Here is a 25,332-nt window from a genome sequence, read left to right on the forward strand (position 1 = left end):
GGCCGATTGCTCGATTGATGATTGCCGCAACCAGCGTCGACGAATCCTCGCTGCACTACCGCGGCTGGCGCGTCGTTCTGGCCTGCTTCCTGATGGCCTTCTTCATGTTCGGCTTCGGCCTTTACGGTCAGGGCGTGTATCTTGCCGAGTTGCAGCGCGCGCATGGCTGGCCGGGCACGCTGATTTCCGCGGCAAGCACTTTCTCGTTCCTCCTCACTTCCGTGCTCGTCATCTTTACCGACGATCTGCTCGCCCGCATCGGGTTGCGATCGCTGATCCTGTGCGGGCTGGTGGCGCTCGGAGCCTCGACGGTGCTGCTGGCGCTGATGCAGACGCCCTGGCAGCTCTATCTCGCCTATGGCCTGATGTCGGTCGGCTGGACCGGCATGGGCACCGTGGTGATCGCGACCGTGCTGAATTCCTGGTTCGAGCGGCGGCGCGGGCTCGCGCTCAGTCTCGCGTTCAACGGCGCGACCTGCGGAGGCATCATCCTCGTCCCGCTGCTCTTGTCGCTGAGCGGCAGCATCGGCTTCCGTTCGGCCATGCTGGCGGCGACGCTCGCGATGATGGTGCTGGTGCTGCCGGTGGTGGTGACGTTCATAGGCTGGCCCGCCGGGATGTCGCTCGCATCAGGCGGAGGTCCTGCCGGTGGCGGCGCGGCCGCGCCAGGCCATTCCCGCAAGACGTTGCTCGCCAACGCAGCGTTCTGGACCATGGTGTTGCCGATCGCGATCGCGCTGTTGGCGCAGATGGGCTTCATCGTCCACCAGGTGACGTTTCTGGAGCCGCTGATCGGCCGCTCGGCCGCAGGGCTCGCGGTCACCGTCATGGCGGCGATGGCGGTGGTCGGCCGCCTGTCGCTCGGCCTGTTCGTCGACCGCCTCGATCCGCGTCTCGCCTGCGCGGCCTCGATGACGAGCCAGGCCGCGGCGCTGTTCGTTCTCCTGCAGAGCACGGATCCGACGGTGCTGCTGGTGTGCTGCGCCGTCTACGGCTTCTCGATCGGCAACATGATCACGTTCCCGCCCTTGATCATCCAGCGCGAGATCGGCGCCGGCGCCTTCGCCGCCGCCATGGGACTGGGCACGTCGATCGGCGGCGTCGTCAGCGCCTTCGGCCCCGGCATCGTCGGGCTGGTGCGGAGTCTCACCGGCAACTACACGACGGCGTTTGCGATGTGCGTCGTGCTGGATCTCGTCGCGGCGGGCGTGGTGCTGTGGCGGCCGGGGGGAAAGGCCAAGCTCGCAGCCTCGTAGCCGTGGGGTGGATGAGCGAAGCGTAATCCACCTCTTCTGTTTTCCATCAGTCGGAAATTGTGGGTTACGCCTACGGCTAACCCACCTACGCATCGACGCTCGCGGTAAGCAGCCTAGCCCAGCAACACCGCATCCGCCGCGGCGACCGACTCGGCGCTTTCCGTCACCGTGCGCTCGAGCGCGGGCGCCTGCACCGTGATGTTCTCGGCGAAGAAGCGTGCGAGGGAGACGTAGCGCGCGGCGTCCGTGTTGCCGCCTGCCTTGGCGGCGAGTGCCTCCGAGGCGAGCAGGCAGCCGCCGAGCGTGGCGCCGAACTGCTGCAGATAGGGCGTTGCACCTGCAAGCGCGTCGTTCGGTGCGGACGCGATGCGTTCCAGGAGCCATTTGCTGCTACGCGTGAGCGCCTCGAGTGCCTCGCGCAGCTTCGCGCCCGTGGTGCCGAAAGCGGGATCGTTGGAGGCTTCGACCTGCTTGACCGTTGCGGAGAGGTCCTCGAGCAGCGCCCACACCGATGCGCCGCCATTGGCCGCGAGCTTGCGCGTGACGAGGTCGATCGCCTGGATACCGTTGGTGCCCTCGTAGATCGCGGTGATGCGGGCATCGCGGTAGTGCTGGGCAGCGCCAGTCTCCTCGATGAAGCCCATGCCGCCATGGATCTGCACGCCGAGATAGGCGACCTCGTTGCCGATATCGGTGGAATAGCCCTTGGCCATCGGCGTCAGCAGCGCCGCGCGCGCGGCTGCATCAGCGCGAACCTTGGGATCCCTGGCGCGCGTCGAGACGTCGATCGCGACCGCCGTTGCATAGCAGATGGTGCGCGCGGCGGCGGTCTGCGCCCGCATCCGCATCAGCATGCGCTTGACGTCGGGATGGACGAAGATCGCGTCCGAGCCGTCGCTCTTGCTGCCGACGGCGCGGCCCTGCTTGCGCTCCTGGGCGTACGACAAGGCCTGCTGATAGGCGCGGTCGGCGACGCCGACGCCCTCCAGGCCGACGCCGAGGCGGGCCTGGTTCATCATCGTGAACATGCAGCGCATGCCCTGGTTCTCTTCGCCGATCAAAAAGCCGATCGCGCCGCCATGATCGCCCATGGTCATGGTGCAGGTCGGCGAGGCATGCATGCCGAGCTTGTGCTCGACGCCGCTCGCGAAGATATCGTTGCGCTGCCCCAGCGAGCCGTCTTCATTCACCATGAACTTCGGCACCAGGAACAGCGAGATCCCCTTGGTGCCGGCGGGGGCGTCGGGCAGGCGTGCCAGCACGAAATGCACGATGTTGTCGGTCATGTCGTGCTCGCCATAGGTGATGAAGATCTTCGTCCCCTTGATGCGATAGGTGCCGTCGGCCTGCTTCTCGGCGCGGGTGCGCAGCGCGCCGACGTCGGAGCCGGCCTGCGGCTCGGTGAGCTGCATGGTGCCGGTCCATTCGCCGGAGACGAGCTTCTCGAGATAGATCTTCTTCAGCTCGTCGTTGCCATGCGCTTCCAGCGCTTCGATCGCCGAGGCCGTCAGCAGCGGGCAGAGGCCGAAGGCGACGTTGGCCGCGCTCCAGATCTCGGTGCAGGCGGCGTTGATCGCGAGCGGCAGGCCCTGGCCGCCGAAATCTTCGGGGCCGGACACCGCGTTCCAGCCACCTTCGGTCCAGCGCTTGTAGGCGTCCGGCCAGCCCGGCGCGGTCGTGACCTTGCCGTCGTCGAGCTTGATGCCGTGCTCGTCGCCGACCTTGTTGAGGGGCGCCAGCACGTCGGATGCGAACTTGCCGGCTTCCTCCAGCACGGCCGCGGCGATGTCTGCGTCGAAATCGCCGTAATGACCGGCCTCCACGGCGGCCTTGAGGCCAGCGCCGTGGTTGAGCGACAGCAGCATGTCAGAGATCGGCGCGCGGTAGGTCATGGCTCACTCCCGTGGACAAATATTGGCGCCGTATTCCCACGAAACGAAGGCGGTCTCAATGGCCGGGAGATGAGGATGGCGCCGGCCTGGAGCGGAGCAGCCGGCTATATATAGAGTGAGGAGGGGCGGGTCGGTGGACCCCTATGGTATTTTGCCCCCTCAGGCAGTTGAAATGCCGCGCCGCTCCCTATAGACCGGCAACGACCGGACGGGAATCCGCGGTAGCCCGATCTTCCGCCGGTCCGTCAGTCACCTGTTGGGGCGTAGCCAAGCGGTAAGGCAGCGGATTTTGATTCCGCCATTCGGAGGTTCGATCCCTCCCGCCCCAGCCAGCTCGCCCGCTCAGCCTGAAATCACTCACGAAACCGGCCCGGCTGGGCAGCTGCTGCACAGCTCTGCGACACACTGCTGCACAGGGGCAAGGGCGTGGCAGGCACGACGGTACTGGCCGGTAGATAACGTTGTGTGTGGCTCGATTTTCGAGCTGGATGTTGCCACCTCAACCGGCAAGAACGCTGCAGTTCGGGCTTCGACGGCAGCTTTCTGTGCCAGATGGAAGCGTTTGAGAGCGGGTATCGTCGCTCACTGTTTGATCTGCGTTGTCTCTGCATTTTCCCGCGTGCGGTGGGCCTCAAGAGTTCGCCCCGCATTGTGCTTGGACGCGCTGTGTTCATTTTTCGCGAGGGGCAGGCTGACTTCAAAGATCGACCCTTCGGGGCCGGATCGAGCAAGAACCAGTTTGCCGCCCGCCCTTTCGAGGAGCGTTCGGCAGACCGCGAGGCCCAGACCCATGCCGTTTGGCCTCGTGGTGAAGAACGGTTCGAATATTCGCTCTTGATCCGCGGGAGCAACACCGGGTCCCGTATCTTGGACGATCAGGAGCGCAGAGCCGCGCTCGGACCGTGAGGACAATGTCAATTCCCGCCTGCCCGATGCAGGGCTCATTGCCTCGATCGCATTTTTCACCAGGTTGAGAATGACCTGCTGAACCTGCGTGGGGTCAGCGTGCACATAGTGCCCCGGTGTGAAAAAATTCGCCGCGACCTGAATTTTGTGAAGCTGCAGCTCGTGCTCGAGGAGGCGCAATACTTGCAGCGCAACGGTTTCCACGTGGATGGCCGTCGTAACGGTCACTGAGCCCTTGAACAGTTCTCGGACGCTTGAGATCGTTGCATTGACCCGGAGGCTTGCCGTCTCGATGTCCTGCAGAATGACATCGACGTTGGCCACGTCGGGAGGCTCCATACCAAGCTGCAGGCGCGCGGCCTCGACGTTTAGCGGAATCGATGCCAAAGGCGATCTGATCTCATGGGCGATCGCCGCGGTGGCCGCGTCGATGCTCATGAGCCGGTTGCCCCTTTCTCGTCGCAGCATCGTCAACGCGCTGGCGAGGCGCGAGTAGAGCAATGCCGTTTCCGTCAGAAGCACGCTCAACAGCAGTGAGCTCGCGACGAGTGCGAAGCCACGCGCGGCATACCAACCGAGGGAGAAGCGGACCGAGCTCGCGACCGCCGCGACCAGGAAATTCGGAATCCAAGCCAACAAGGTCACCATCAACCAGAGGTCGAGAATGGTGCGCCGGCGGACAAACAGTACGGCGAGCGTAATCGCGCCGAGCAGGCACAGCGCAACGTTGATCTGGTTGCCGAGCCGCGTCTGTTGCGTGATGCTGCCCGTGTAAAATGGCGGCAGCAGTGCGACGTTTGCCGTCACCAGCCAGGCCAGCACAGCAATCGCCGCCACCACGCCGCAGATCGTCATCGCGAGGCTTTTCGCCGGCGCAATTCGAGAGGCCGGCTTTTCGTCCTTCAGGAAGGCGTAGGCCATGATGCAGAGAGGAAAAGTCGTGTGCCAGAGCACGAAGAACCAGGCGGGGCTGTTATTGCCGTCGCCGATCACGCCGGCGGGCCCGTAGCCGCCGGGGAAGGTCAGCGTCTGCAGAAAGGCCATGGCGCCGCTGAAGATGTAGGCGCTGCCCACGGCAAGCAGCGCCCTGTGGGGCTGAATCGCGTATTGTGCAAATAGAAGGATCGCCGTGAGCAGGTCGACCAGGCTCAGAACCGTCTGGAGTACCGGCACGAACACGTCGATCCGTGTGAGCTGAAGGTGGGCGAACGGAGCAACCAGCACGGCGATCACGAGCAGGATGATCGCAGCAGCCGAAGCTGCGACCTGCTGCTGGCGCGTCGGAGGCATCGACGAGATCACGAGCGGGAAGTCGTGAGGAGAATCTACCGGCATGGAGGAAGCCCAATGACATTAACCGGTCGGCCTCCGCCAGTGAGAACGAGTTGAGCGTAAGCGTCAAGTGGACGGTCCCCTAAAGGAACGTCACAACGCGATTTCATGCCAAAGGAATGAGTTGCTCATGCAGTGACGCATGGGCAGGCCGGTCGGATCGGCGCTGCGTTGTGGACCAGGTTTGATCCCATCAGCTCAGCTTCAGCACCAAGTGAATCGCCTGGGGGTCTGGCGTGGCCGCGGCTTTGAACCCGAACTTCTCGAAGACGCGCCGCATGGCGCTGTTCTCCGGCAACACCTCTGCTGTCAGCTCCTTGAGCCCGGCTTTGCGAGCGAGTGCGGTGAGGTGACGCGCCAGCAGGGCGCCGACGCCGCGGCCCTGCCAGGCATCGATGACGACGAACGCCATCTCCGCCCTCCCGGGCTCGAAGACGACGTAACGGCCGCCTCCTATGATCATTGTACGGCCGGCCTGCTCGACCTCGGCCACCAGCGCGACGTGATTGCTGAAGTCGATATTCATGAAGAACGCGCGCTCCTTGTCGGAGAAATGGCGTTTGGTGACGAAAAATCGCCGCTGCAACGATTGCGCGCTGGTCTGGTCCAGTGCACCAAGCATGTCGGCCTCGTCGTCCGGCTGAAGTGCCCGGATTTCAACCCGGCTGCCGTCCCGCAGGTGCTCGCATACGTTGTAGGTGGCGACGTCCGACATGCGGGCTCTCGTCTCAGCGGGCCGGACAGCGTACTGCCGGGGATGCCGCTCATGAGACGCAGGGGCGGCCGCACTCCGCTTGATCTGGATCAAGCCGGCCGAAAGACGCCACGGGCTAGCCTTCCGCTGCATGCGCGGCCATCGCTGAGGGGCACCCGTGAAGACACTTCGGCAGCTATTCACCGGAGACGACGTGATCCAGTTGGTGATCCGGCTCGGCTTGCTCGGGCTGTTGATCTTCTGGACGTTCTACCTGATCCGCCCGTTCGTGACGATTCTGGTCTGGGCCCTCGTGCTCGCGGTCGCACTCAATCCGGCCTTCGTGCTGCTCGCCAAGCTCCTGGGCGACCGCCCGAAGCTCGCGGCGACCATTCTCACGGCGGCCAGTTTCGCCGTCGTCATCGGGCCGGCGGCCTGGCTCGGCCTCGGTGCGGCGGACGGAATCAAGGATTTTGCAGCTCAATTGGCGGTCGGCGAACTGGCGGTTCCGTCGCCGCCCGATGCGATCAAGAGCTGGCCCCTGATCGGGACGCAGTTTTACGAGCTCTGGGATCAGGCCTCGACCAATCTGCGGCCGCTTCTGCAAATGATCGCGCCGTATCTCAAGCCCTTCGCCGGCACGCTGCTTGGTCTTGCTGGCGATGCCGGCGTAGGCACGATCAAGTTTCTGGTCTCGGTCGCGGTCGCCGGATTCATCTTCCCGTATGGGGCGCAACTGGTCGCGGCAGGCAGGGGGTTTCTGTCGCGGATCGTCCCCGAACAGAGCGAGCACTTTCTGGATCTGGCAGGCGCGACCATTCGTGCAGTCGCCCAAGGCGTGATCGGTATAGCCGTCATCCAGGCGCTGCTGGCTGGTATCGGCTTCAAGTTGGCGGGCATCCCGATCGCGGGCCTGTTGGCGCTCCTGGTGCTCCTTCTCTCGATCGTCCAGATCGGCGCCGCCCTCGTCATGCTCCCCGTCCTCGTCTGGATCTGGTCCGACAAGGACGTCACCACCGCCGTATTGCTGACGTTGTTCCTCGGCGCAGTCAGCATTCTCGACAACATATTGAAGCCGATGGTGATGGGGCGCGGCTTGACGACGCCGACGCTCGTCATCCTCATCGGCGTCATCGGCGGCACCCTGGGCCACGGGATCATCGGTCTTTTCATCGGACCGATCATCCTGTCGGTGGCCTGGGAACTTGCCGTGGCCTGGATCGGGACCGACCGCACCAGCCCGGCGCGGCATGCAGTCCCCGAACGTTGACCTAAATCAACGTCGGCCGTCTCCGAGCGCCTTGGATCAAGGCGCGCGGTGATGAGGTCCGAAAATGCCGATGGAAATCCCTAGCCTGCCCGGCGGCCCGCTGTCCGGGGTCGTTGCCTCCGCTGTCGACTACATGGTCGATGCAGGCCAGCGCAGCGTGCTGTTTCTCGACATCATGCGCCAGCGCGGCGACCAGTACCGCGAGCACGTCGCGCAGACCGCGCCGCATGTGCTGCAATATGCTGCCGAATTAATCATGGACGGCCGCAAGCTCGACGAGCCGGTCAACTACGCGCTGGTACGCATCATCCCGCCGGACGGGGTGGAACTCGATCTTGAGCGGCGGCCGTTCATCGTGGTCGACCCGCGCGCCGGCCACGGCCCGGGCATCGGCGGCTTCAAGGCGGACAGCGAAATCGGCGTCGCGATGAAGGCCGGGCATCCCTGTTACTTCGTGGGCTTCCTGCCGGAGCCGATGCCGGGACAGACCATCGAGCGGATCGCGCGAGCTGAAGCGCTGTTCGTCGAGAAAGTCATCAGCCTGCATCCGCAGGCCGATGGCAAGCCGTGCGTGATCGGCAATTGCCAGGCCGGCTGGGCCGTCATGATCCTGGCGTCGCTACGGCCGGAATTGTTCGGTCCGCTGATTATTGCCGGGGCTCCGCTCGCTTACTGGGCTGGGGTGCATGGAAAATACCCGATGCGCTATGCAGGCGGCTTGCTTGGTGGAAGCTGGTTGACCGCGCTGACCAGCGATCTCGGCGCCGGCAAGTTCGACGGCGCTTGGCTGGTGCAGAACTTCGAAAGCCAAAATCCCTCGAATACGCTCTGGACCAAGCAATACAACGTCTATTCCAAGGTCGACACCGAAGCCGACCGCTATCTGGAGTTCGAACGCTGGTGGGGCGGGCACGTCAATCTCAACGCCGAGGAGATCCAGTTCATCGTCGACGAGCTGTTCGTCGGCAACAATCTCGCGGCGGGCAAGATCGAGATGTCCGACGGCCGCAAGGTGGATCTGCGCAACATCAGGTCGCCGATCCTGGTGTTCTGCTCCAAGGGCGACAACGTCACGCCGCCGCAGCAAGCGCTGCACTGGATCCTCGATTGCTATGCCGACGTCGATGAGATCAGGGCTTACGGGCAGACCATCGTCTACACGGTACACGAGAGCATCGGGCACCTCGGCATTTTCGTCTCCGGCGGCGTCGCCAAGAAGGAGCATGCCGAATTCTCCAGCAATATCGACCTGATCGACGTGCTGCCGCCGGGGCTCTACGAGGCGACGTTCGAAGCCAAGGGCGAGGAGACCACGAGTTCAGATCTCGTCGTCGGCCAATGGGTCATGCGATGCGAGGCGCGCACGCTCGACGATATCCGCGCCATGGGTGGCAATTCGCCCGAGGACGAGCGCCGCTTCGCGGCTGCCAAGCGCGTTTCGGAACTCAATCTTGCTGCCTACCAGAAATTCGTCCAGCCCTGGGTCAAGAGCATGGCGACGCCGCAGTTGGCCGAAGCGATGCGCAATCTGCATCCGCTGCGGCTCCAATATGAAGCGCTGAGCAGCCAGAACCCCTGGATGGCCATGGTGAAGTCCGCGGCAGAGGGGATCGAGGAGAACCGCAAGCCGGTCGCGAAGGACAATCCGTTCCTGGCGTTCCAGGAACAGATGTCCAAGCAGATCGTGCACGTGCTGGACAGCTGGCGCGACTCGCAGGAGGCGCTCAGCGAAGCGATCTTCCTCAACGTCTACGGTTCGCCAGTCTTGCAGGCAGCCGTCGGGATCGATCCGAAGTCCGAGCCGTCGCGCCGGCGGGAGATGTCGCCCGAGCACCGGGCCATGCTCGAACAGCGGATCGCCGAATTGAAGGCAAAGATCGGTGAGGGTGGACTCCGCGAAGCGGCCTTGCGTGCGCTGCTTTACGTGGGCTCGGCGCGAGGCATGGTCGACGAGCGGAGCATCGAGGCCCTGCGCCAGGCTCGCCGCGAACATGGCGGCCCGCGTGTGACGCTCGCCGAGTTCAAGACGCTGGTGCGCGAGCAGTTCTTCATGCTGCTGCTGGATAGGGACGCAACGCTGGCCGCGATTCCCAAGCTGCTGCCCGACGACTCGAATCAAAGGCGCGCAGCCTTCGCCGCCATCCGCGAGGTGCTGTCGGCCAGCGAGGCGATTTCCGGCGAACGCGCAGACCGCCTGAAGCGCATTGCTGATCTGTTCGGCGTGGATTCGGGAGAGGAGGCAACGTCGAACGTTGCCCCTTTCGACCCCAAGGCGAGGGCGTCCTGACGCACATCGGAAGGATGGAGGGCGACATCATGTCAGCCGATACGAGACCCGCACAGTCTCCTAGTAAATATGATCGGCTGATCGCGGCAGCCAGAGCGGCGTCGCCCGCCCCGACCATCGTGGTGCATCCATGCGACGAGACCTCGCTCCGCGGCGCCGTCGAGAGCGCCCAGGCCGGGATCATCGAGCCGGTGCTGGTCGGGCCCGCTAGCAAGATCAGGGAGACGGCCGCGAGGTTCAGCGTCGATATCTCCGGATACGAAATCGTCGATGCCGCGCACAGCGACGACGCGGCAGCGAAGGGCGTCGAACTCATTCATGCCGCCAGAGGCGAATTGTTGATGAAAGGCAGCCTGCACACCGACGAGTTGATGCGCGCCGTCACGGCGAAGGTAGGGGGCCTGCGCACCGACCGGCGCATCAGCCACGTGTTCGTCATGGACGTGCCAGCCTATGCCGAGACCATCTTTGTGACGGACGCGGCCATCAACATCTTCCCGGATCTCGATGCCAAGCGCGATATCATCCAGAATGCAATCGACCTCTACACGCAGACCGGCTTCGGCAAGCTGCCTCGGGTTGCCATCCTCTCCGCTGTCGAGACCGTAACTTCCAAGATTCCGTCGACCATCGAGGCTGCAGCGCTCTGCAAGATGGCTGATCGCGGCCAGATTACCGGCGGACTGCTGGACGGTCCGCTGGCCTTCGACAATGCGATCGATCCGGAGGCGGCGCGCATCAAGGGCATCAAGTCGGACGTTGCGGGGAGGGCTCAGATCCTGGTCGTTCCCGATCTCGAGGCCGGCAACATGCTGGCGAAGAACCTCGCCTATTTTGCCAAGGCGGATGGTGCGGGTGTCGTGCTCGGCGCCCGGGTGCCGGTCGTCCTGACCTCGCGGGCCGACTCACCACGTGCGCGAATGGCCTCCTGCGCGGTCGCCGCGCTTTACGCGAACGCCAGACGACTGAAAACGCCAACGATTGCCGCGTGATCGCCATGGATACGATCCTTGTCGTCAACGCCGGCTCATCGAGTGTGAAGTTCCAGGTCTATTCGGTCGAGGGCGAGGGCACCCTTCGCCGCCAGATCAAAGGCCAGATGGATGGCATCGGCACGCGGCCGCGCCTGCGGGCCAGTGACATCAGCGGCGCTTCATTGGCAGATCGTGCCTATCCGATCGAGGCGGTCGCAGACGTTCCGGCCGCGATGGAGGTTGCGGGCGACTGGCTGCGGAACGAGGTGCAGATCACCCCGCTTGCTGTCGGGCACCGCGTGGTGCACGGCGGCCCGGAGTTCGACCGGCCGGTATTGATCGATCATGGCGTGGTGGCACGTCTGGAGCGCCTGGTCACGCTGGCACCGCTGCATCAGCCGCACAATCTGGCTCCAGTCCGCTCGATCCTCGTCAACTTTCCGAAGCTGCCCCAGGTCGCCTGCTTCGATACGGCGTTTCATCGCACGCATAGTGCGGTCGCGGACCATTACGCGATCCCGCATCAGCTTCATTCGGAAGGCGTGCGGCGGTACGGCTTTCACGGGCTTTCCTACGAATATGTCTCGAAAACGCTGCCCCAGATTGCCCCTGAAATCGCGAACAGGCGGGTCATTGTCGCTCATCTCGGCAGCGGCGCGTCGATGTGCGCCATCAAGGGCGGACGGAGTGTCGAAAGCACCATGGGATTCACCGCGCTGGATGGGCTTCCGATGGGGACACGGCCCGGCCAGCTCGATCCCGGCGTCGTGCTTTACCTGATGTCGGAGAAGGGGCTGTCCGCCGCAAAGGTCCAGGATTTCCTCTATCGCGATTGCGGGTTGAAAGGCTTGTCCGGCATCAGCAACGACATGCGCGAGCTCGAAGCCAGCGACAGCTTCAACGCAAAACTGGCGATCGATTGCTTTGTCTATCGGATCGGGCTCAATGCCGGCATGCTCGCCGCCGCCCTGCAGGGTCTGGATGCCTTCGTTTTCACCGCCGGCATTGGCGAGAACTCCGCAGGCATCCGCGCGCGCGTTGCCGAGCACCTGGGCTGGTTCGGCGTTGCGCTGGATGCAAGCGAGAATGCGCGTCACGCCCGACTGATATCGCGTCCCGACAGCGCCATTCCCGTCTACGTCGTGCCGACGGACGAGGAATTGATGATTGCGCAGCACACGCTGGCGCTCCTGATGAACGGCAAATCGCACGATTCCAGAACCAAGAGGGTGTCATGATTCCCGTTTTCCCGGACAGCAAGGTTGCCCTCAAGGGCAAGAAGGGCCTCGTCGTCGGTATCGCCAATGATCAGTCGATTGCGTGGGGATGCGCCAGGGCGTTCCGCGCTCTCGGCGCCGAGGTCGCGGTGACTTATCTGAACGATCGGGCCAAAAAGCACGTCGAGCCCTTGGCGCAGGCGCTGGAGGCTCCGATCTTCATGCCGATGGACGTGATGGTCGAGGGGCAGACTGAGGCGGTATTCGAGCGCATCGAGAAGGAATGGGGGCAACTCGATTTCCTGCTGCACTCGATCGCCTTCTCGCCGAAGGAAGCATTGCACGGCCGTGTCGTCGACGTCGGCCGCGATGGCTTCCTCAAGACAATGGACGTCTCATGTTGGTCGTTCATGCGGATGGCACATCTGGCCGAGCCACTCATGAAGAATGGCGGAACGATGTTCACCATGACCTATTACGGCAGCCAGATGGTCGTGAAGAACTACAACGTGATGGGCGTGGCCAAAGCGGCTCTTGAGGCCGCCGTCCGCTACATCGCCGCCGAGCTTGGTCCGAAGGGCATCCGTGTCCACGCGATCTCCCCCGGGCCGCTCGCCACGCGTGCCGCGTCGGGAATCCCCGAGTTTGACGATCTGATGGACAAGGCACAGTCCACCGCGCCGACCCGCAGCCTCGTCAGCATCGAAGATGTCGGCAATGCCACGGCGTTCCTCGCACTCGACGGCGCCAAGCTGATCACCGGCGGCGTGCTCTACATCGACGGCGGCTATCACATCATCGATTGAGGCGCGAGGTTGTTGCTGTCGCGTCCGGCAGTCTCGCGGATGAGGGGCTGATGATGCCACCTATGCCGGTGTTTTGCCCGACGGAGCAACCGTCCTTCTGGCTGACATGTCGCTGACCGAAAAACGTAATGAGTTCAAGCCCCAGCCTACTGTGCATGGGGTTGTTTTCGCCTTTTTTGCTCAGCGATAGTGCAGGGCGATCAGCTCGGCGATGCAAGCGGGCTTCTTGCCGCCCTCGATCTCGATCACGAGATGGTAGTTCACACGCAAGCCGTCCGGCGGCACGTCCTCGGTCTCCGCCACGGTGACGCGGCCACGCAGCTTTGACCCCGCCGGCACCGGCGCGAGATATCTGATCCGGTCAGCACCGTAGTTGAGCGTGTTGCGTAGCCCCTTCAGACCGATGACCGAGCGGATGAACAGCGGCGCGAGTGCCAGCGAGAGGAGGCCGTGGGCGATGGTCTTTCCGCCGGGCATCTCCTTGGCCGCGCGCTCCTGGTCGACGTGGATCCACTGTTCGTCGCAGGTTGCTTGCGCGAACTGGTTGATCCGGTCCTGTGTCACCTCAACCCAGTCGCTGGCTCCGATCTCGGTGCCGACGGCCGATTTGATCTCGTTGAAGTCGCCGAATATCCGCATGATCGTGGCCTCGTCAGATCTTCATTTCCGCAACGTTGTCGGGTACGATGAGCTCGGCCTCAGTTACCGCGAGGACCTCGCCAACGCTGACGCCGGGCGCGGTCTCCAGCAGGGTGGCCCTGCCCTCGGGGAAGCCGATCACGGCCATGTCGGTCACGACTAGGTCGACCTGCCGTGCTGACGTCAGGGGCAAATTGCATTGCTTGACGATCTTCGATTTGCCCTTGGCGGCGTGCTGCATGGCGACGATCACCCGCTTGGCGCCGCTGACGAGGTCCATCGCGCCGCCCATGCCCGGCACCATCTTGCCGGGAATCATCCAATTGGCGAGATGGCCGTGCGCGTCGACCTGAAGCCCGCCGAGCACGGTGACGTCGACATGGCCGCCGCGGATCAGACCGAACGACATCGCGCTGTCGAAGACCGAAGCCCCCGGCAGCGCGCTGATCGGGCGGCCGCCGGCATCGGTCAGTGTCGGATGCGCCATGCCTTGCTCGGGAATCGGACCGGTGCCGATGAGGCCGTTCTCCGACTGGAAGAACACTTTCAGATCGGCGGGCACGTAGTTCGCAACCAGCGTCGGAATGCCGATGCCCAGATTGACGAGGTCGCCGCTCTTCAGCTCCTTGGCGACGCGGCGGGCGATGACGATCTGCGGATCCATGATCTCACCCGTTCGCAATGAGGTAGTCGACGAGCGGCGCCGGCGTCACGACGTGGTCGGGCGCGATGACGCCGACGGGCACGATGTGCTCCGCCGTCACGATCACGGTATCGGCAGCCATCGCCATGATCGGGTTGAAGTTGCGCGACGTCAGCGCATAGGCGAGATTGCCGAGGTAATCCGCAAGAAAGGCGTGTACCAGTGCGAACTGGGCCCGCAATGCGGTCTCGAGCAGGAACGGCTTGCCGTCGACCTCGATCTGGCGCTTGCCTTCCGCGACAAGGGTGCCGACACCCGTCGGTGTCAGGACGCCGCCCAGGCCGCATCCGCCGGCGCGAATGCGTTCGACGAAGGTGCCTTGCGGCACGAGATCGACGGCGATCTGGTTCGCCAGCATCTGCTGCTGCGCTTTCGGATTGAGGCCGATATGGGTCGCGGTCAATCGGGAGACCAGCGAGGCCTCGAACAGCTTGCCGACACCTTTGCCGGGCGTCGCTGCGTCGTTGGAAATCAGGGACAGGCCGGTCTTATGCTGCCGGACCATCTCGTCGAGCAGTCGCTCCGGCGTTCCGACGCCCATGAACCCGCCCACCATGACGGTCGCGCCCGATGGGATCATGGCAACGGCTTCTTCGATGGAGACGGCCTTCATGATTGAAACTCCGGTCGGGGCGCGTCGAAGGCGGTGAGGGAATGTTGGTCGGCGGTCGCTCCGGTCCTTTGATCTGCGTCAACGCTCCGCATCATTCGTGAACGCGATACCGACGCTTTCCAGCGCTTCCCGCCAGAGCTTGCGCACGCCCGCGTGGCGCTTTTCCAGGGCCGCGCTCACGGCATCGCGCAAGGGCACCAGCTCGGGACCCTTCAGGAACAGGATTTGGCCTTGCAGCAGCCGGCCGCTCTCGAATTCGATGCGACGCAGCGCCATGACGAAGGGGTCGTCGGCCTTGGCGTTCACCGGCAACAGGGCCGCCGGCCGGATACCGGCATGAACTGCGTGCGCGAGCGTTGCGAGGTGGATCGCGCCGGCAAGAGAACGGTCTGCAACGCCGTCGATCGGGGTGGGGAGCCAGGCGGTTTCCCAGGATGCGACCATATAGCCCAGGGCGAGATCCGGTACCCATGAGGTTACGCGCATCAAGAGTGAGACGATCTCGGCCTCACGGTAGAACTGTGCGTTCAGCTCGGTCTGCCAGGCGGTGTCGAGCTTCATGGGCAGAGTGAATGCGAACTGGCGCGCCAGCGCCCCATGGGCCGACATCAGGAAGGCTGCGACGCGCGTCTGCTGGTTCGGCGGCACGCGGCCCTCGGAATCGAGCGGGCCGAAAAACTCACTCATGTCGCCGTCCTCTGAACGGGGATCGCGCGCAGATGATCGTAGCCGGCCGGGAACGGCGTAAGCGCGCCGCCCGGGTCTTCCGGGGCGATCCAGACTGCCTTGTTGCCCTGCCAGTTTCCGGCCAGCACGTTCTCGGCGAAGCGTGCCAGCAGGTCGGCCGTGAGTGCGCCCTTCTCGAGCGTAAACGCATGATACGCCTTCGGAATGATCACCAAGGCGCTGTCCGGAATTTCAACCCTGAGCGTTTCATGCAGAGGCCGCGGCGTCAGGAAGTCGAACTCGCCGTTGAGGATCATGGTCGGAACGGAGATCGACGAGAGCTGCGGCGTCAGTGGCTGAAAGTCGAGGAAAGATTCCATCAGGTTCTGAAGCGCGTAGACGTCGTTGACGAGCCAGCCCTGCCGCTTGACGCTGTCGAGCTTGTCCAGGAGCGGCGTCAACCATTGGTCGGACAGGTTCATGGGCAGCAGCAGATCCTGGAGATAGCTGGTGCCGCCGAGAATGAGGCCGGTGCGCAAGGCGTTGCCGATCAGCAGCAATTGCGGTGAGAGTTCCGCAAAGCAGCTCATGGGCACCAGGCCGGACAGACGCTTGCCATGCGCGATGGCATAGCGCAGCGCGATCAGGCCGCCGAAGCTGATGCCACTGAGGAAGACCGGTCCGTCGCCCAGTTCGTCGATAAGGAGACCAAGTGCCGTAACCTGGTCATCCTGGTTGATGAAGAGGGCAGGCTTGTCGGACCCGCCTTGCCCCAGCAGGTCGAATGTCGCAACGCGAAAATGTCGGGCCACGAGTGCATCGCGGTAGGCAGCCCACAACTCGGCATACTGGGTCAGGCCGTTGACGAGGACATAGGCGGGCGCGCCGGCCGGCCCTTCCAGCTCATAGCGTATCCGATATGAGCCGTGATCGAGGAAAGGCATTGGAAAAACCAGCCAGATGTTCTGTCGCGCCATCCTCAATCCTCGGAAGAGGATTCCATTGAGTTAGATCAAGCCTCCCCATGTCGCCCCACCTAGCGTTTTCGCAAGGAACACCATCGGGAGGGATACGTCATGTCCGGAAGAGGCGCTCTGAGGCATTGCCTCGTCACCCTCGTTCTGCTGCTGGTCGGCACGGCTCTCGCCGTTGCCCAGCCCTTCACGCGGCGCTCGTCGCAGATGCAGCACGATGGTTTGAAGAAGTCCTACGAGATCTCCAACTTCCGCCTCGGTGGAAAGTACGATCTCGCCAATCCGTCCAAATGGGAGAGCGGCGGTGAAGGCGGTGTCACGCTGGAATCGCTCGGCGGCGGTAAGCTGCGGACGGCCTACATCGCGATTGGCAATGCACGCCGCAACGCCGCAGGCGAGATCACCAATGCGATCGTCATCAACTCCTATTATTCGGGCGATTCTACTGACATGTACGAGCAGTGGGTCAAGGGCGCACCGCTCTCGGGCGGCGTGCCGATCATTGGCCCGGGCCGGCCGATCGATACCGACCGCTACTACGTGATCATGGTCGATCCGCTCGGTACCTGGGGTGCAAGCAAGCCGTCCGACGGCCTCGGCATCAAGTTCCCGCAGTACAGCTATTACGACATGGTGCAGGCGAACTACCGCTTGTTGCGCGACGAGCTGAAAGTCGCGCGCGTCGCGCTGGTGTCCGGCGTCTCCATGGGTGGCACGCAGACCTATGTCTGGGGCGTCATGCATCCCGAATACATCAACGCGCTGATGCCGATTGGTGGCACGACGCAGTCGGACGGCGACGATCCCGTCGGCAACTGGACCTTCCAGATGATGACGGCGGCGATCGAATCCGATCCGGTGTGGCAGGCGAGCAAGGGCGATTATTACAAGCTGCCCAAGGAGAAGCATCCGGTCCCCGGCGTGGCGTTCGGCTGGTCGATCCTCGGCATGACGGGGTATGACTTCGCCTACCGCACGACCCAGAATTGGGCTGCCGTCCAGCCCGAAATTTTCTATTGGGACTCGCCGAACGAGAAGGCCGGCTTGAACGTCACCAATCGTGCCAAGCTTTACGACGCGGTCGATCTCGTCTGGCGCAACCGGGTTGGCGAGACGCACAACGTCAATCCTTATCTCGGCCGCATCCAGGCGCGGACGCTGGTGATGCACATCACCAACGATCTCTGGCTGAACTTCAAGCTGGCCGAGAAGGCCGTCGATCGCGTGCCCGGCGCAGACCTCATCGCGCAGGAAAGCCCGGTCGCCCATTACGGCGTCTTCCCGATCGTCAACCAGCGCAAGAACGATCCTAAATTCGTCGCCTTCATGGACGACGTCGCAGCGCTCGATCGTGCACAAACGTTCGTCGACAAGAACTATCGCGTGCCGGGCGTGGCCGAGAAGATCGACGCGAGCAAATCCTTCTGGAAGGACTTCGTGACCTATCCCTATCCGGTGAAATACGCCAACGCGAAGGACAAGAACGGCACCACCTGGCAGATCGGCTACATGGACGAATATGCGGGCACCGACAGGGACCCGAAGACGCTTGTCATCATCCATGGCAAGGGTGCTTTCGGCGGGCATTACGGCAACGTCATGCAGTATGCCCTGCGCAGCGGAATTCGCGTGATCGTGCCTGATCTGCCGCATTACGGCATGTCCGGGCCCGGCAATCTCGACAAGAGCCCGGCACGCACCATGCAGGATATGCGCGAGGTCATCTACGACCTCGTGGTCAACCAGCTCGGCGTCAAGAAGGCCTACTACCTCGGCCATTCGCTCGGGGGCCAGTTCGTCATGGGTTACGCCTTGACGTGGCCGGATGCGGTGCAGGGGCTCGCGCTGGAAGCGCCGTCCGGCCTTGAGGAATATCCGCGCGACATCACCATCGCCAAGGACAAGAAGGCGCGCCTGTTCGACGACGCCTTCGGCCGTGACTTCGAGAAGTGGAAGCAGGCCTGGGACCAGACCGGAATCCTGGCCGCCGAGAAGGCGCGGAACGAGCAGAACATCCGCGACTTCTTCTACTTCAAGAAGCGCGACCCCGACACCAACGCCGTGTCCGCGGCCAAGAGCGGCTACTTCTTCGGCGACAGCGAATATGCCCGCTTCCATACCGAGCAGCGCGTCGGGTTGACCAAGGGCAACCCGAAGGAGCTCGAGCAGTGGTGCAACGTCTTCATCTTCGACGTCTACACGATCGGGGCCGAGCTCCAGCAGGACGATCCGAAGAACCTCTACGAGCGGTTTACGCAGATCAAGACGCCGATTTTCCTGGCCTTCGGCGACAAGGAGCCGTTCATCCCGACGCCCGCCTTTAACGGCCTGACGGACCTCGGACGCGACGTCATTACGCCGTTCATGACCCGCATGACCAATGCGGGCAACCGACCGATGCTGAAGGTCTATCCGGAGACAGGTCATTTCATCCACACGGACAATCCGGTTGAATATTCTGCCGACGTGGTGGATTTCGTCACCAAGGGCACCGTGGACACCTCGTCCCCCCTCGGCACCGACCGCATGATCAAGGGGGCCGTGGTCTCGGCCCTCCCCGTGGCGCCGACGCCGCCGGGCGCCGCGCCGACGGCTGGCTTGAACAAATAGGATAGACCGATGCCGAGAGTGCAGGCGGGCGAGGTCCAGCTGGGCTGGCGGGAGTGGGGAGAAGGCGATGTCACCGTCGTCTTCGTCCACGGCAATCTCGCCAGCAAAGACTGGATCGAGCTCGCCGCACCGCTGTTTCCCCGCGATCTCCGCGTCGTGGGAATCGATTGGCGCGGCTGCGGCGACAGCGATCGGCCAGCGCCTACGACTGACTATTCCAACTACGCGATGCAGCAGCACGCAGACGACATGCTGGCGGCGCTTGATGCGCTCGACATCCGGCATTGTCACCTGGCAACCCATTCGACCGGTGGAATCATCGCTGCGCGGATGCTGCTGATGCAGCCGGGGCGGTTCGGCCGCGTCTTCGCGCTCGATCCTGTCACGCCGCTCGGCATGTCATTCAGCGACGACCAGATTGGCGTCTTCCGCGCCATGATGGCAAGCAAGGAGCTGACGCGGACCGTCATGGCCACGGCGGCGTCCTCGCTGTTCGTTCCGGAAAGCATGGCCGCCAACGCAATTCCTCGCTTTCGCGCCGGCCTTGGGGAGTGTCAGGCGCTCTTCGAGCGGATCATCGAGCAGACCTTCGGCGTCTCGGAGGGCGTTTGGATCGGCACGCCGGTCAATTTGACCAAGGAAAAAGCAAGCCGCGAACTGGAGCGGCGCATGGCGGAAATCCGACATCCGCACCTGGTCCTGTGGGGCGAGCGGGACGGCTGGATTCCTCCGGCCGATCTCCGCGTCATGGCCGAGGCGATGCCGGACTGCCGGCTCGTGGTTGTGCCCGGTGTCGGGCACTCGATGAATGTTGAAGTACCGGCTCTGTATGCCGGCTATTTCGGTGCCTGGTTTGGAGGACTTCGCGCGTAATCATCAGCCCGAGCACTTGAAGGGTCACGCGCGAGCGACGACCGATCAGGCAAGAGCCATGGGCAAGCCCGCTATGCACATTTGAAGTTTGGTCGATCCTTATGCTGTTGCAGTTGCTGGTCGGTGGCTCGGTAAGCGTGGTCAATATCGGCCTTCACGCGCTTGTCACGGTCGTTGCGGTTGGAATTGCCCGCAGCGCGGGGCTGCGGCGAACCGAGAGGCCCAGGCTGCATCTGATGGGCGTGATGATCGCGACGGCTGCGGTGTTGAAGGTTGCGCACATGGTGGAAATCCTGGTGTGGGCTTGGACCTACGACCTCGTCCGGGCCGCCGCACCCGGCAGCGATCTGCTCTATTTTGCCTTCGTCAACTACACCACGCTCGGCTACGGTGACATCACGCCGGTGCGCGAATGGCGGCTGATAGGTCCATTGACCGCCATGAACGGCGTCCTGCTGTTTGGGTGGTCGGCGGCGATCTTGTTCGAGGTCCTGCGCAAGACACTCGATCACGTCGGGCTGATTGACATGCCTGCTTCGGGCTCTAGCCAACCCGATGCACCCGTGCTCGGCCGCGGCACAACAGACGACCTGGGCCCACATGCCTGAACTCGCAGCATCGCGGTGGGTTGCCGACTTCCTGTTCGGCTTCGGCGCGCTGTTTGCAATCATCAATCCGTACGGGCTGGCCTTCATCTTTTTCGACAGAACGAAGGGGCTTTCGGAGAAGGAGCGCGCGAACCTTGCCTTGCGGGTCGCCTTTTATGCCTTCCTGGTCCTGCTGGTATCGATGTTTCTCGGCAGCCAGATTCTCAACTTCTTCGGCGTAACCATCCCGGCGCTCCGGATCGCCGGCGGTCTCGTCGTGGCGGCGACCGGCTGGTCCATGCTCCACGCGTCGCCGGGCGGCGTCGAGCATCACGCCGGTTCGTCAGCCGATCTCGCAACGATGAAGCGGATGGCTTTCTTTCCGCTGACGATCCCGCTCACGACCGGCCCGGGGACGATCGCGACGGCGATCGCAATTGGGATAAGCCGGTCCGACAGCCTCGATGCCATGTTCGCATCGTCCATCGTCTCGCTGGTGGTCGCGCTCGCCGTGACCGCTGCGATCTACCATGCCTATCGGAAATCGAGCGCAATGGCTCGCCTGTTCGGCGAGGAGGGCACGAGTGTCGTGACCAAGCTGTCGGCATTTCTGCTGCTTTGTATTGGTGTACAGATCATCATCACCGGTGCATCGGAGATCGCGCGCACCATTCTTGATGGAGCGTCGCGCGTTACCCAATAGGTGTTCGAAGCGTTCAAGGCTGTAGATCGAGGCTCGCGAGCTGGTGACGGTCGAGCAATATGATCTGGCGCTGCGTGTTGCCAACGAAGCCGAGCACTCCGAGTTCGTGCAGGTGCGAGATGGCTCGCGACACCGTTTCCAGCGTCAGGCCAAGATAGTCGGCAATATCGCGCCGCGACATTGGCAGCGCCAGCACGCCTGCGGCTGTTAGCCGCTTGTCCATCTCGATCAGGAAGGCGGCGACCCGCTCCAGCGAGGTCTTGCGTCCAAGCAGCAGCATGTGATCTTCCGCATGCTGGAGGTTGGTCGTGGTCATGCCGAGAAGGTTCTTGGCAACCATTGCGTCGCTTTCGGCGACCGTCTCCAGGCTCTGCCGTTTGATCAGGAGTACTGCCGTATCGACGACGGCCTCCGCGGTGAAACGGTGCGTGGTGCCGTTCTCAAGCCCGAAAATGTCGCCGGCGAGGTGAAATGCACCGATCTGGCGCCGGCCGTCCGATAGCAGCTTATAACTTCGCACGGCACCGGTCTTGACCTGGTAGACGTATTCGGCAGGCTCCTTCTCGCCATAGATCTCTTTGCCCTTTTTGTATGTAATCTCGTTCAGGCGGACAATTGGATCTGAACCGCTGCTCATTCCCAGGACGCGGAGCGAATTAGGGCGGGGGAGCGGATCGGTTGTGCGTACGAACATGGCCAACTCCCTCAACGCCGATCGCGAATTGGTCTTAGTCAGGTATTCCATTATGAGAATTGAGGGGTAATACTCACGCCTCCAGGTTGATCTACGATAGAAGTGAGGTTTCTCACCATTGTCCCAACGGACATTGTACCAAAGGACAGGTCGCGCAATCTCGTGCACGGAATGAGAAACGGGGGTTGTTACCAATTAGCGTTTTGTTTTGCCGAAAGTTTTCGTTATCGGGAGTTTCGAATTGTCTCGCCTCGTCTACGTCGTGGATGACGACGCATCTTTTCGGACGGCAATCGAGCGGCGGTTGAAGCTTGCCGGATTTGAAGTGGCGACCTATGCATCGGCTCTGGATCTGCTGGAGTACCTGCCCAGAAACGAACAGCAGGGATGCATCCTGCTCGACGTTCAAATACCGGGATTGAGTGGACCTGAGCTCCAGAGCCGCCTGCTCGAGCGGGGGTTATCGCTTCCCATCGTCTTCCTCACTGGCCATGCCGACACCCAGACGACCGTGCGGGCGATCAAGGCCGGCGCCGAGGATTTCCTGACCAAGCCTGTCTCGTCCGCGCAATTGATCGATGCGATCGAGCGTGCACTGGCGAACCAATCCCAAGCCCGCAGTCTGCGCGACAGGCTCGATGGACTGCGTGCCCTGCTCGGCCTGCTGACGCCAAGGGAGCGCCAGGTCTTCGACCTGATCGTGCGCGGCAAGATCAACAAGCAGATCGCCTACGATCTTGGAACGACCGAGCGAACCATCAAGGCGCACCGTCACCAGGTGATGGAGAAAATGCAGACGCGGTCACTGGCGGAACTGGTTTCCATCGCCGAACGTCTTGGACTGCTCGAAGCGAACGCCAACGTCGCGAGCCGGTAGGTATTTCAGTAGCTTGTCTCATCGAGACAGCCGGGTTCCAAGGCACATTACAAGAGATCTGCGACACGGTGTTCTTGGAACGCGCAAGGGTCTTTCCACATTGACCGCATCAGGACTCGCGATCCCCACGCCGCTTGATGGACGCGGGCCTATGATGTCAGTTGGAACCTGAAGGCTGTTCATTTTGCCGAGAAGCAAGTCCGTTCTCGTCGTTGATGACGACTCGTCTATGCGGACGAGCATCGGGCGATTGCTCCGAGCTCATGGATTGGGCGTGCTCTTGTTCGACTCCGTAGAGGCTCTCTTCGGTCACGTTGATTTCAGCAACGCAATTTGCCTGGTCATTGACATCAACCTGGGTCACCGATCGGGAATCGATCTGCGCCGTCACCTGATGAAAGAGGGGGTCACCACACCGGTGATCTATGTTACCGGCAACGACAGCCCAACGCACCGCTCGATTGCCGTCGAGTCGGGTTGCGTTGCTTACCTGACCAAACCCTTCACGGCGCAGTCATTGATCGAGTCGATCGAGCGGGCCCGCTCGGAATTGGGCTAGGAGCGGAAGACGCAAAATCGCCTGCTGCACGACGGCCACTTGGTCGGTCGCAAGCTGGCGTAGCGTGTCGCGACCCAACGATTGCATGGCCGTATCGAAGCGCTCGATACTGCTATTCGACGGTTGCGTTCACTGTGATGACCGATCTGCCCGAGCCGAACGGACCTTTCCCTTCGCCATATATCGCAAAGGTGTCGTTGCCTCTGTATCCGGATTTCGCGGTGTATCTGAAGGTCGTCATATTGAGCTGTTTCAGCATCCCGTGTGCAGGCTTGCTGGCAACGCCCGCGTTGTTCATTATGCCTGGAATTCGGATTGGGAAATTGCATGTTTCGCCGGACTTGATTGCGACATAGGCAGTCATGTCGACACCGAATACCGATGGATTGCCTGTGACTCGGCAGTCGGAGACGGCGAAAGCCGAAACCGGCGTAAGGCTGATTACAGCCGCTATGACCCACAACCGCATGTTAATCTCCCGTCTGGGGGTGACATCGACGACAGTTGATTTTGACGCGGTGAGACAACCCTTGATATGAATCAAGAAGCCGACCTGCGTCGCCGGAGCGATGAGTTGACGAATAGGCGCCATGCCGCCTGCAACTCGTCGCGACGTTTGCTGCGATTGCACGCAGTTTGGCAATGAAGTGAACACGATGACGATCCGTGCAAACGCGCCCCGAGCTGCCGGTCTTGCTATTCTTCGAGATCTTGCTCCAGCGTCTGCGCCGGCGCACCGTTGCGAACGGACGCAAACGTTGCCAACGGTAGCGCGGTTGTTAGTTTCAGAAGATTGGAATCGACGACCTCCAACACGAGCCTCGTTCCGGCTTCCATCTCCTTGATGAGCTTCGGGTCGGCAACATCCGCGGCTATGCAGGCATTGGTCACGCACCAGCTATACGGCACCTGATAGGTGCCGCCCTGATCGACGCTCAGCTTGGCAGGGTGCCGCAGGTACATGCCGACAGGGACAAACATCTGCAATCGTGCCCTCTTGGCTCCTTCGCGCTCGATCAGGTCTATGCGCACTGCCATCTGTCCGGTCGCAAAGCTGCCGGTGATCGACGTCCGGCAAAGCAGGGGCGCGCCACCCGCTTTGAAGCAGAGCTTTTTCCAATCGCCGTAGGTGATGTCCTTTGCCTCGCGCTGACCACGTGGGGCTTCGGCGGTCGTGGCAGTTTGGGGTTTCCGTTTTGCCGAGGCGATGCCAGGGGCTGCAGGGGTGGCAAGCAGGGCCATCAGCAGGACCGACAGGCAGTGGCTGGCATTGGTCATGGATGCACCTCTCGGATCGGCGCTTGCGCGCTTATTTCTGCGCGTCGAGAAATTTCGTCACCAGCGGCGACCAGATTGGAATCGCGTCAGGGGAGCCAATCAAGAAATGTCCTTCGCTGCCGAACGACGGCACCAAATGGTACTCGGCCTTGCCACCCGCCGCGGTGAAGGCCTCATGCATTCGCTTCGACAGATCGGGGCCGAAGAAGGTATCGTTTTCGATATAGATCCACAGCATCGGCACCCGCGACGTCCGGCCAAAATCAGCTGTCGCTTCGACCAGCTTGTCGGGCGCGCAATTGTTGTTCGGCCTGCCGCCGACGCGGCCACCGCGGCCCCCGGCAAAGATGATGACCGCCCTGACTTGCGGCGGGTTGACGCTGGACAGGGCGATCGAGGCCCAGCCACCGGCAGATTGTCCGACGACGACGACGTCCTTCGGCACGATGCGCTTCTCGGCTGCCAGGTAATCGATGATCCAGAGATCGACTTGAGCGACCGCAAGACCCGCGTCATGGAAATTGGGGTTGGTGCATTTGCCTATCTTGGAGAAGAACGGGCCGAATACCGCGCGCTCGGGTATGTCGATCGCTGCCGCGCCGTAGCCCGAACCGACTGGTGCCACCACCATGTTGCCCCGTTTGGCAAACCATTTCGCCGCATCACGGAATTCCACCAGCGGGAAAAAGCTGCGTTCCTTCGCATCGAGCACGACGCCGTGGTTCATGATCACCAGCGGGAAGGGACCGTTGCCGACCGGCCGGACGACATAGGCGAACATCGGCAAGGGCAGGGGCAGAGCCCAGATCTCTTCCTGGATGCGGATTGCCTCCGTCGTATCGGCGGAACGGGCCGTGGGGGCCGCGGCGACGGCCACGAGAACTGCGGTCAGCCAGCGCAACAGGTGAATAGCACGCATGAG

At 62.7% G+C, this 25,332-nt stretch carries 24 protein-coding genes and 1 tRNA gene; 13 read left to right on the plus strand and 12 right to left on the minus strand.

Going from position 1 to position 25,332, the window contains the following annotated elements; genetic code table 11:
• Positions 1-17: 17 nt before the first annotated feature.
• Positions 18-1,256 carry an MFS transporter gene (locus tag ACFDR6_RS19220; RefSeq protein ID WP_375859172.1) on the plus strand — a complete coding sequence of 413 codons (1,239 nt, stop codon included), beginning with the start codon at positions 18-20 and terminating at the stop codon, positions 1,254-1,256.
• 113 nt (positions 1,257-1,369) lie between these two features.
• Here ACFDR6_RS19220 and ACFDR6_RS19225 read toward each other — a convergent pair whose 3' ends face one another.
• Positions 1,370-3,148 carry an acyl-CoA dehydrogenase family protein gene (locus ACFDR6_RS19225; protein WP_212080906.1) on the minus strand — a complete coding sequence of 593 codons (1,779 nt, stop codon included), beginning with the start codon at positions 3,146-3,148 and terminating at the stop codon, positions 1,370-1,372.
• 257 nt (positions 3,149-3,405) lie between these two features.
• On the opposite strand from ACFDR6_RS19225, the gene ACFDR6_RS19230 reads away from it, so the two are divergent.
• Positions 3,406-3,480 (plus strand) — tRNA-Gln (locus ACFDR6_RS19230).
• Positions 3,481-3,730: 250 nt separating this feature from the next.
• Here ACFDR6_RS19230 and ACFDR6_RS19235 read toward each other — a convergent pair.
• Positions 3,731-5,389: an MASE4 domain-containing protein gene (locus ACFDR6_RS19235; RefSeq protein WP_317240649.1), complete on the minus strand. Its 1,659-nt coding sequence runs from the start codon at positions 5,387-5,389 to the stop codon at positions 3,731-3,733.
• 190 nt (positions 5,390-5,579) lie between these two features.
• Complete coding sequence (locus ACFDR6_RS19240) at positions 5,580-6,101, minus strand: GNAT family N-acetyltransferase (protein ID WP_317240648.1); 522 nt, start codon at positions 6,099-6,101, stop codon at positions 5,580-5,582.
• A 157-nt stretch (positions 6,102-6,258) separates the two neighbouring features.
• Between ACFDR6_RS19240 and ACFDR6_RS19245 the strand changes: the two genes are divergently transcribed.
• The 5 genes from ACFDR6_RS19245 (at position 6,259) to fabI (ending at position 12,634) form a co-directional block, all read left to right on the plus strand.
• Complete coding sequence (locus tag ACFDR6_RS19245; protein ID WP_212080909.1) at positions 6,259-7,350, plus strand: AI-2E family transporter; 1,092 nt, start codon at positions 6,259-6,261, stop codon at positions 7,348-7,350.
• A 64-nt stretch (positions 7,351-7,414) separates the two neighbouring features.
• A complete protein-coding gene (locus ACFDR6_RS19250) occupies positions 7,415-9,637 on the plus strand; it encodes a DUF3141 domain-containing protein (protein WP_212080910.1) in 2,223 nt (740 codons plus the stop codon).
• A 29-nt stretch (positions 9,638-9,666) separates the two neighbouring features.
• On the plus strand, positions 9,667-10,629 hold the full coding sequence (locus tag ACFDR6_RS19255; protein ID WP_212080911.1) for a phosphate acetyltransferase: 963 nt from the start codon (positions 9,667-9,669) through the stop codon (positions 10,627-10,629).
• A gap of 5 nt (positions 10,630-10,634) precedes the next feature.
• Complete coding sequence (locus ACFDR6_RS19260) at positions 10,635-11,849, plus strand: acetate/propionate family kinase (RefSeq protein WP_317240646.1); 1,215 nt, start codon at positions 10,635-10,637, stop codon at positions 11,847-11,849.
• On the plus strand, positions 11,846-12,634 hold the full coding sequence (gene fabI, locus ACFDR6_RS19265) for an enoyl-ACP reductase FabI (protein WP_212080913.1): 789 nt from the start codon (positions 11,846-11,848) through the stop codon (positions 12,632-12,634). Before ACFDR6_RS19260 ends, fabI begins: the two co-directional genes overlap by 4 nt.
• A 180-nt stretch (positions 12,635-12,814) precedes the next feature.
• On the opposite strand, the gene ACFDR6_RS19270 is transcribed toward fabI, so the two are convergent.
• From ACFDR6_RS19270 to ACFDR6_RS19290, 5 genes are all read right to left on the minus strand, one after another.
• A complete protein-coding gene (locus ACFDR6_RS19270) occupies positions 12,815-13,273 on the minus strand; it encodes a MaoC family dehydratase (protein ID WP_212080914.1) in 459 nt (152 codons plus the stop codon).
• A gap of 13 nt (positions 13,274-13,286) precedes the next feature.
• Entirely contained in the window at positions 13,287-13,937 is a 651-nt protein-coding gene (locus tag ACFDR6_RS19275; RefSeq protein ID WP_375859173.1) for a 3-oxoacid CoA-transferase subunit B, read from the minus strand.
• A 4-nt stretch (positions 13,938-13,941) separates the two neighbouring features.
• A complete protein-coding gene (locus ACFDR6_RS19280; RefSeq protein WP_135165125.1) occupies positions 13,942-14,589 on the minus strand; it encodes a CoA transferase subunit A in 648 nt (215 codons plus the stop codon).
• 78 nt (positions 14,590-14,667) lie between these two features.
• Positions 14,668-15,276, minus strand: a complete 609-nt coding sequence (locus ACFDR6_RS19285) for a hypothetical protein (protein WP_375859174.1) — start codon at positions 15,274-15,276, stop codon at positions 14,668-14,670.
• Positions 15,273-16,199 carry an alpha/beta fold hydrolase gene (locus ACFDR6_RS19290; protein WP_375859558.1) on the minus strand — a complete coding sequence of 309 codons (927 nt, stop codon included), beginning with the start codon at positions 16,197-16,199 and terminating at the stop codon, positions 15,273-15,275. The genes ACFDR6_RS19285 and ACFDR6_RS19290 overlap by 4 nt, the downstream gene beginning before the upstream one ends.
• Before the next feature lie 132 nt (positions 16,200-16,331).
• On the opposite strand from ACFDR6_RS19290, the gene ACFDR6_RS19295 reads away from it, so the two are divergent.
• The 4 genes from ACFDR6_RS19295 (at position 16,332) to ACFDR6_RS19310 (ending at position 21,002) form a co-directional block, all read left to right on the plus strand.
• Complete coding sequence (locus ACFDR6_RS19295; RefSeq protein ID WP_375859175.1) at positions 16,332-18,839, plus strand: alpha/beta hydrolase; 2,508 nt, start codon at positions 16,332-16,334, stop codon at positions 18,837-18,839.
• Between the two features lie 9 nt (positions 18,840-18,848).
• The gene (locus tag ACFDR6_RS19300; RefSeq protein WP_375859176.1) at positions 18,849-19,712 is read left to right on the plus strand and encodes an alpha/beta fold hydrolase; all 864 of its coding nucleotides are present in this window, start codon (positions 18,849-18,851) and stop codon (positions 19,710-19,712) included.
• 101 nt (positions 19,713-19,813) lie between these two features.
• Entirely contained in the window at positions 19,814-20,320 is a 507-nt protein-coding gene (locus ACFDR6_RS19305) for a potassium channel family protein (protein ID WP_375859177.1), read from the plus strand.
• A complete protein-coding gene (locus tag ACFDR6_RS19310) occupies positions 20,313-21,002 on the plus strand; it encodes a MarC family protein (protein WP_317240641.1) in 690 nt (229 codons plus the stop codon). Before ACFDR6_RS19305 ends, ACFDR6_RS19310 begins: the two co-directional genes overlap by 8 nt.
• A gap of 13 nt (positions 21,003-21,015) precedes the next feature.
• Here ACFDR6_RS19310 and ACFDR6_RS19315 read toward each other — a convergent pair whose 3' ends face one another.
• A complete protein-coding gene (locus ACFDR6_RS19315) occupies positions 21,016-21,696 on the minus strand; it encodes a helix-turn-helix domain-containing protein (RefSeq protein ID WP_212081833.1) in 681 nt (226 codons plus the stop codon).
• 241 nt (positions 21,697-21,937) lie between these two features.
• On the opposite strand from ACFDR6_RS19315, the gene ACFDR6_RS19320 reads away from it, so the two are divergent.
• The gene (locus tag ACFDR6_RS19320; protein WP_212080921.1) at positions 21,938-22,573 is read left to right on the plus strand and encodes a response regulator transcription factor; all 636 of its coding nucleotides are present in this window, start codon (positions 21,938-21,940) and stop codon (positions 22,571-22,573) included.
• A gap of 184 nt (positions 22,574-22,757) precedes the next feature.
• The gene (locus tag ACFDR6_RS19325; RefSeq protein WP_212080922.1) at positions 22,758-23,132 is read left to right on the plus strand and encodes a response regulator transcription factor; all 375 of its coding nucleotides are present in this window, start codon (positions 22,758-22,760) and stop codon (positions 23,130-23,132) included.
• 112 nt (positions 23,133-23,244) lie between these two features.
• Here the strand turns inward: ACFDR6_RS19325 and ACFDR6_RS19330 are convergent, their stop codons facing one another.
• Genes ACFDR6_RS19330 through ACFDR6_RS19340 form a run of 3 tightly spaced genes read right to left on the minus strand, consistent with a single transcriptional unit; the run spans position 23,245 to position 25,329 of the window.
• The gene (locus ACFDR6_RS19330; RefSeq protein WP_375859178.1) at positions 23,245-23,787 is read right to left on the minus strand and encodes a hypothetical protein; all 543 of its coding nucleotides are present in this window, start codon (positions 23,785-23,787) and stop codon (positions 23,245-23,247) included.
• Positions 23,788-23,828: 41 nt separating this feature from the next.
• A complete protein-coding gene (locus ACFDR6_RS19335; protein ID WP_375859179.1) occupies positions 23,829-24,410 on the minus strand; it encodes an invasion associated locus B family protein in 582 nt (193 codons plus the stop codon).
• Positions 24,411-24,441: 31 nt separating this feature from the next.
• Entirely contained in the window at positions 24,442-25,329 is an 888-nt protein-coding gene (locus tag ACFDR6_RS19340) for an alpha/beta hydrolase family protein (protein ID WP_375859180.1), read from the minus strand.
• Positions 25,330-25,332 lie beyond the last annotated feature (3 nt).

The organism is Bradyrhizobium tunisiense (genome assembly GCF_042263385.1).
Classification (GTDB): Bacteria; Pseudomonadota; Alphaproteobacteria; order Rhizobiales; family Xanthobacteraceae; genus Bradyrhizobium; species Bradyrhizobium tunisiense.

Excerpts from the sequence above, each read along its gene's own strand:
- ACFDR6_RS19225 (WP_212080906.1), bottom strand. The coding sequence starts at position 3,148 with ATGACCTACCGCGCGCCGATCTCTGACATGCTGCTGTCGCTCAACCAC.
- ACFDR6_RS19315 (WP_212081833.1), bottom strand. The coding sequence starts at position 21,696 with ATGTTCGTACGCACAACCGATCCGCTCCCCCGCCCTAATTCGCTCCGC.
- ACFDR6_RS19240 (WP_317240648.1), bottom strand. The coding sequence starts at position 6,101 with ATGTCGGACGTCGCCACCTACAACGTATGCGAGCACCTGCGGGACGGC.
- ACFDR6_RS19290 (WP_375859558.1), bottom strand. The coding sequence starts at position 16,199 with ATGCCTTTCCTCGATCACGGCTCATATCGGATACGCTATGAGCTGGAA.
- ACFDR6_RS19255 (WP_212080911.1), top strand. The coding sequence starts at position 9,667 with ATGTCAGCCGATACGAGACCCGCACAGTCTCCTAGTAAATATGATCGG.
- ACFDR6_RS19300 (WP_375859176.1), top strand. The coding sequence starts at position 18,849 with ATGCCGAGAGTGCAGGCGGGCGAGGTCCAGCTGGGCTGGCGGGAGTGG.
- ACFDR6_RS19310 (WP_317240641.1), top strand. The coding sequence starts at position 20,313 with ATGCCTGAACTCGCAGCATCGCGGTGGGTTGCCGACTTCCTGTTCGGC.
- ACFDR6_RS19260 (WP_317240646.1), top strand. The coding sequence starts at position 10,635 with ATGGATACGATCCTTGTCGTCAACGCCGGCTCATCGAGTGTGAAGTTC.
- ACFDR6_RS19340 (WP_375859180.1), bottom strand. The coding sequence starts at position 25,329 with ATGCGTGCTATTCACCTGTTGCGCTGGCTGACCGCAGTTCTCGTGGCC.
- ACFDR6_RS19275 (WP_375859173.1), bottom strand. The coding sequence starts at position 13,937 with ATGGATCCGCAGATCGTCATCGCCCGCCGCGTCGCCAAGGAGCTGAAG.
- ACFDR6_RS19305 (WP_375859177.1), top strand. The coding sequence starts at position 19,814 with ATGCTGTTGCAGTTGCTGGTCGGTGGCTCGGTAAGCGTGGTCAATATC.
- fabI (WP_212080913.1), top strand. The coding sequence starts at position 11,846 with ATGATTCCCGTTTTCCCGGACAGCAAGGTTGCCCTCAAGGGCAAGAAG.
- ACFDR6_RS19295 (WP_375859175.1), top strand. The coding sequence starts at position 16,332 with ATGTCCGGAAGAGGCGCTCTGAGGCATTGCCTCGTCACCCTCGTTCTG.
- ACFDR6_RS19270 (WP_212080914.1), bottom strand. The coding sequence starts at position 13,273 with ATGCGGATATTCGGCGACTTCAACGAGATCAAATCGGCCGTCGGCACC.
- ACFDR6_RS19235 (WP_317240649.1), bottom strand. The coding sequence starts at position 5,389 with ATGCCGGTAGATTCTCCTCACGACTTCCCGCTCGTGATCTCGTCGATG.
- ACFDR6_RS19285 (WP_375859174.1), bottom strand. The coding sequence starts at position 15,276 with ATGAGTGAGTTTTTCGGCCCGCTCGATTCCGAGGGCCGCGTGCCGCCG.
- ACFDR6_RS19280 (WP_135165125.1), bottom strand. The coding sequence starts at position 14,589 with ATGAAGGCCGTCTCCATCGAAGAAGCCGTTGCCATGATCCCATCGGGC.
- ACFDR6_RS19335 (WP_375859179.1), bottom strand. The coding sequence starts at position 24,410 with ATGACCAATGCCAGCCACTGCCTGTCGGTCCTGCTGATGGCCCTGCTT.
- ACFDR6_RS19250 (WP_212080910.1), top strand. The coding sequence starts at position 7,415 with ATGCCGATGGAAATCCCTAGCCTGCCCGGCGGCCCGCTGTCCGGGGTC.
- ACFDR6_RS19220 (WP_375859172.1), top strand. The coding sequence starts at position 18 with ATGATTGCCGCAACCAGCGTCGACGAATCCTCGCTGCACTACCGCGGC.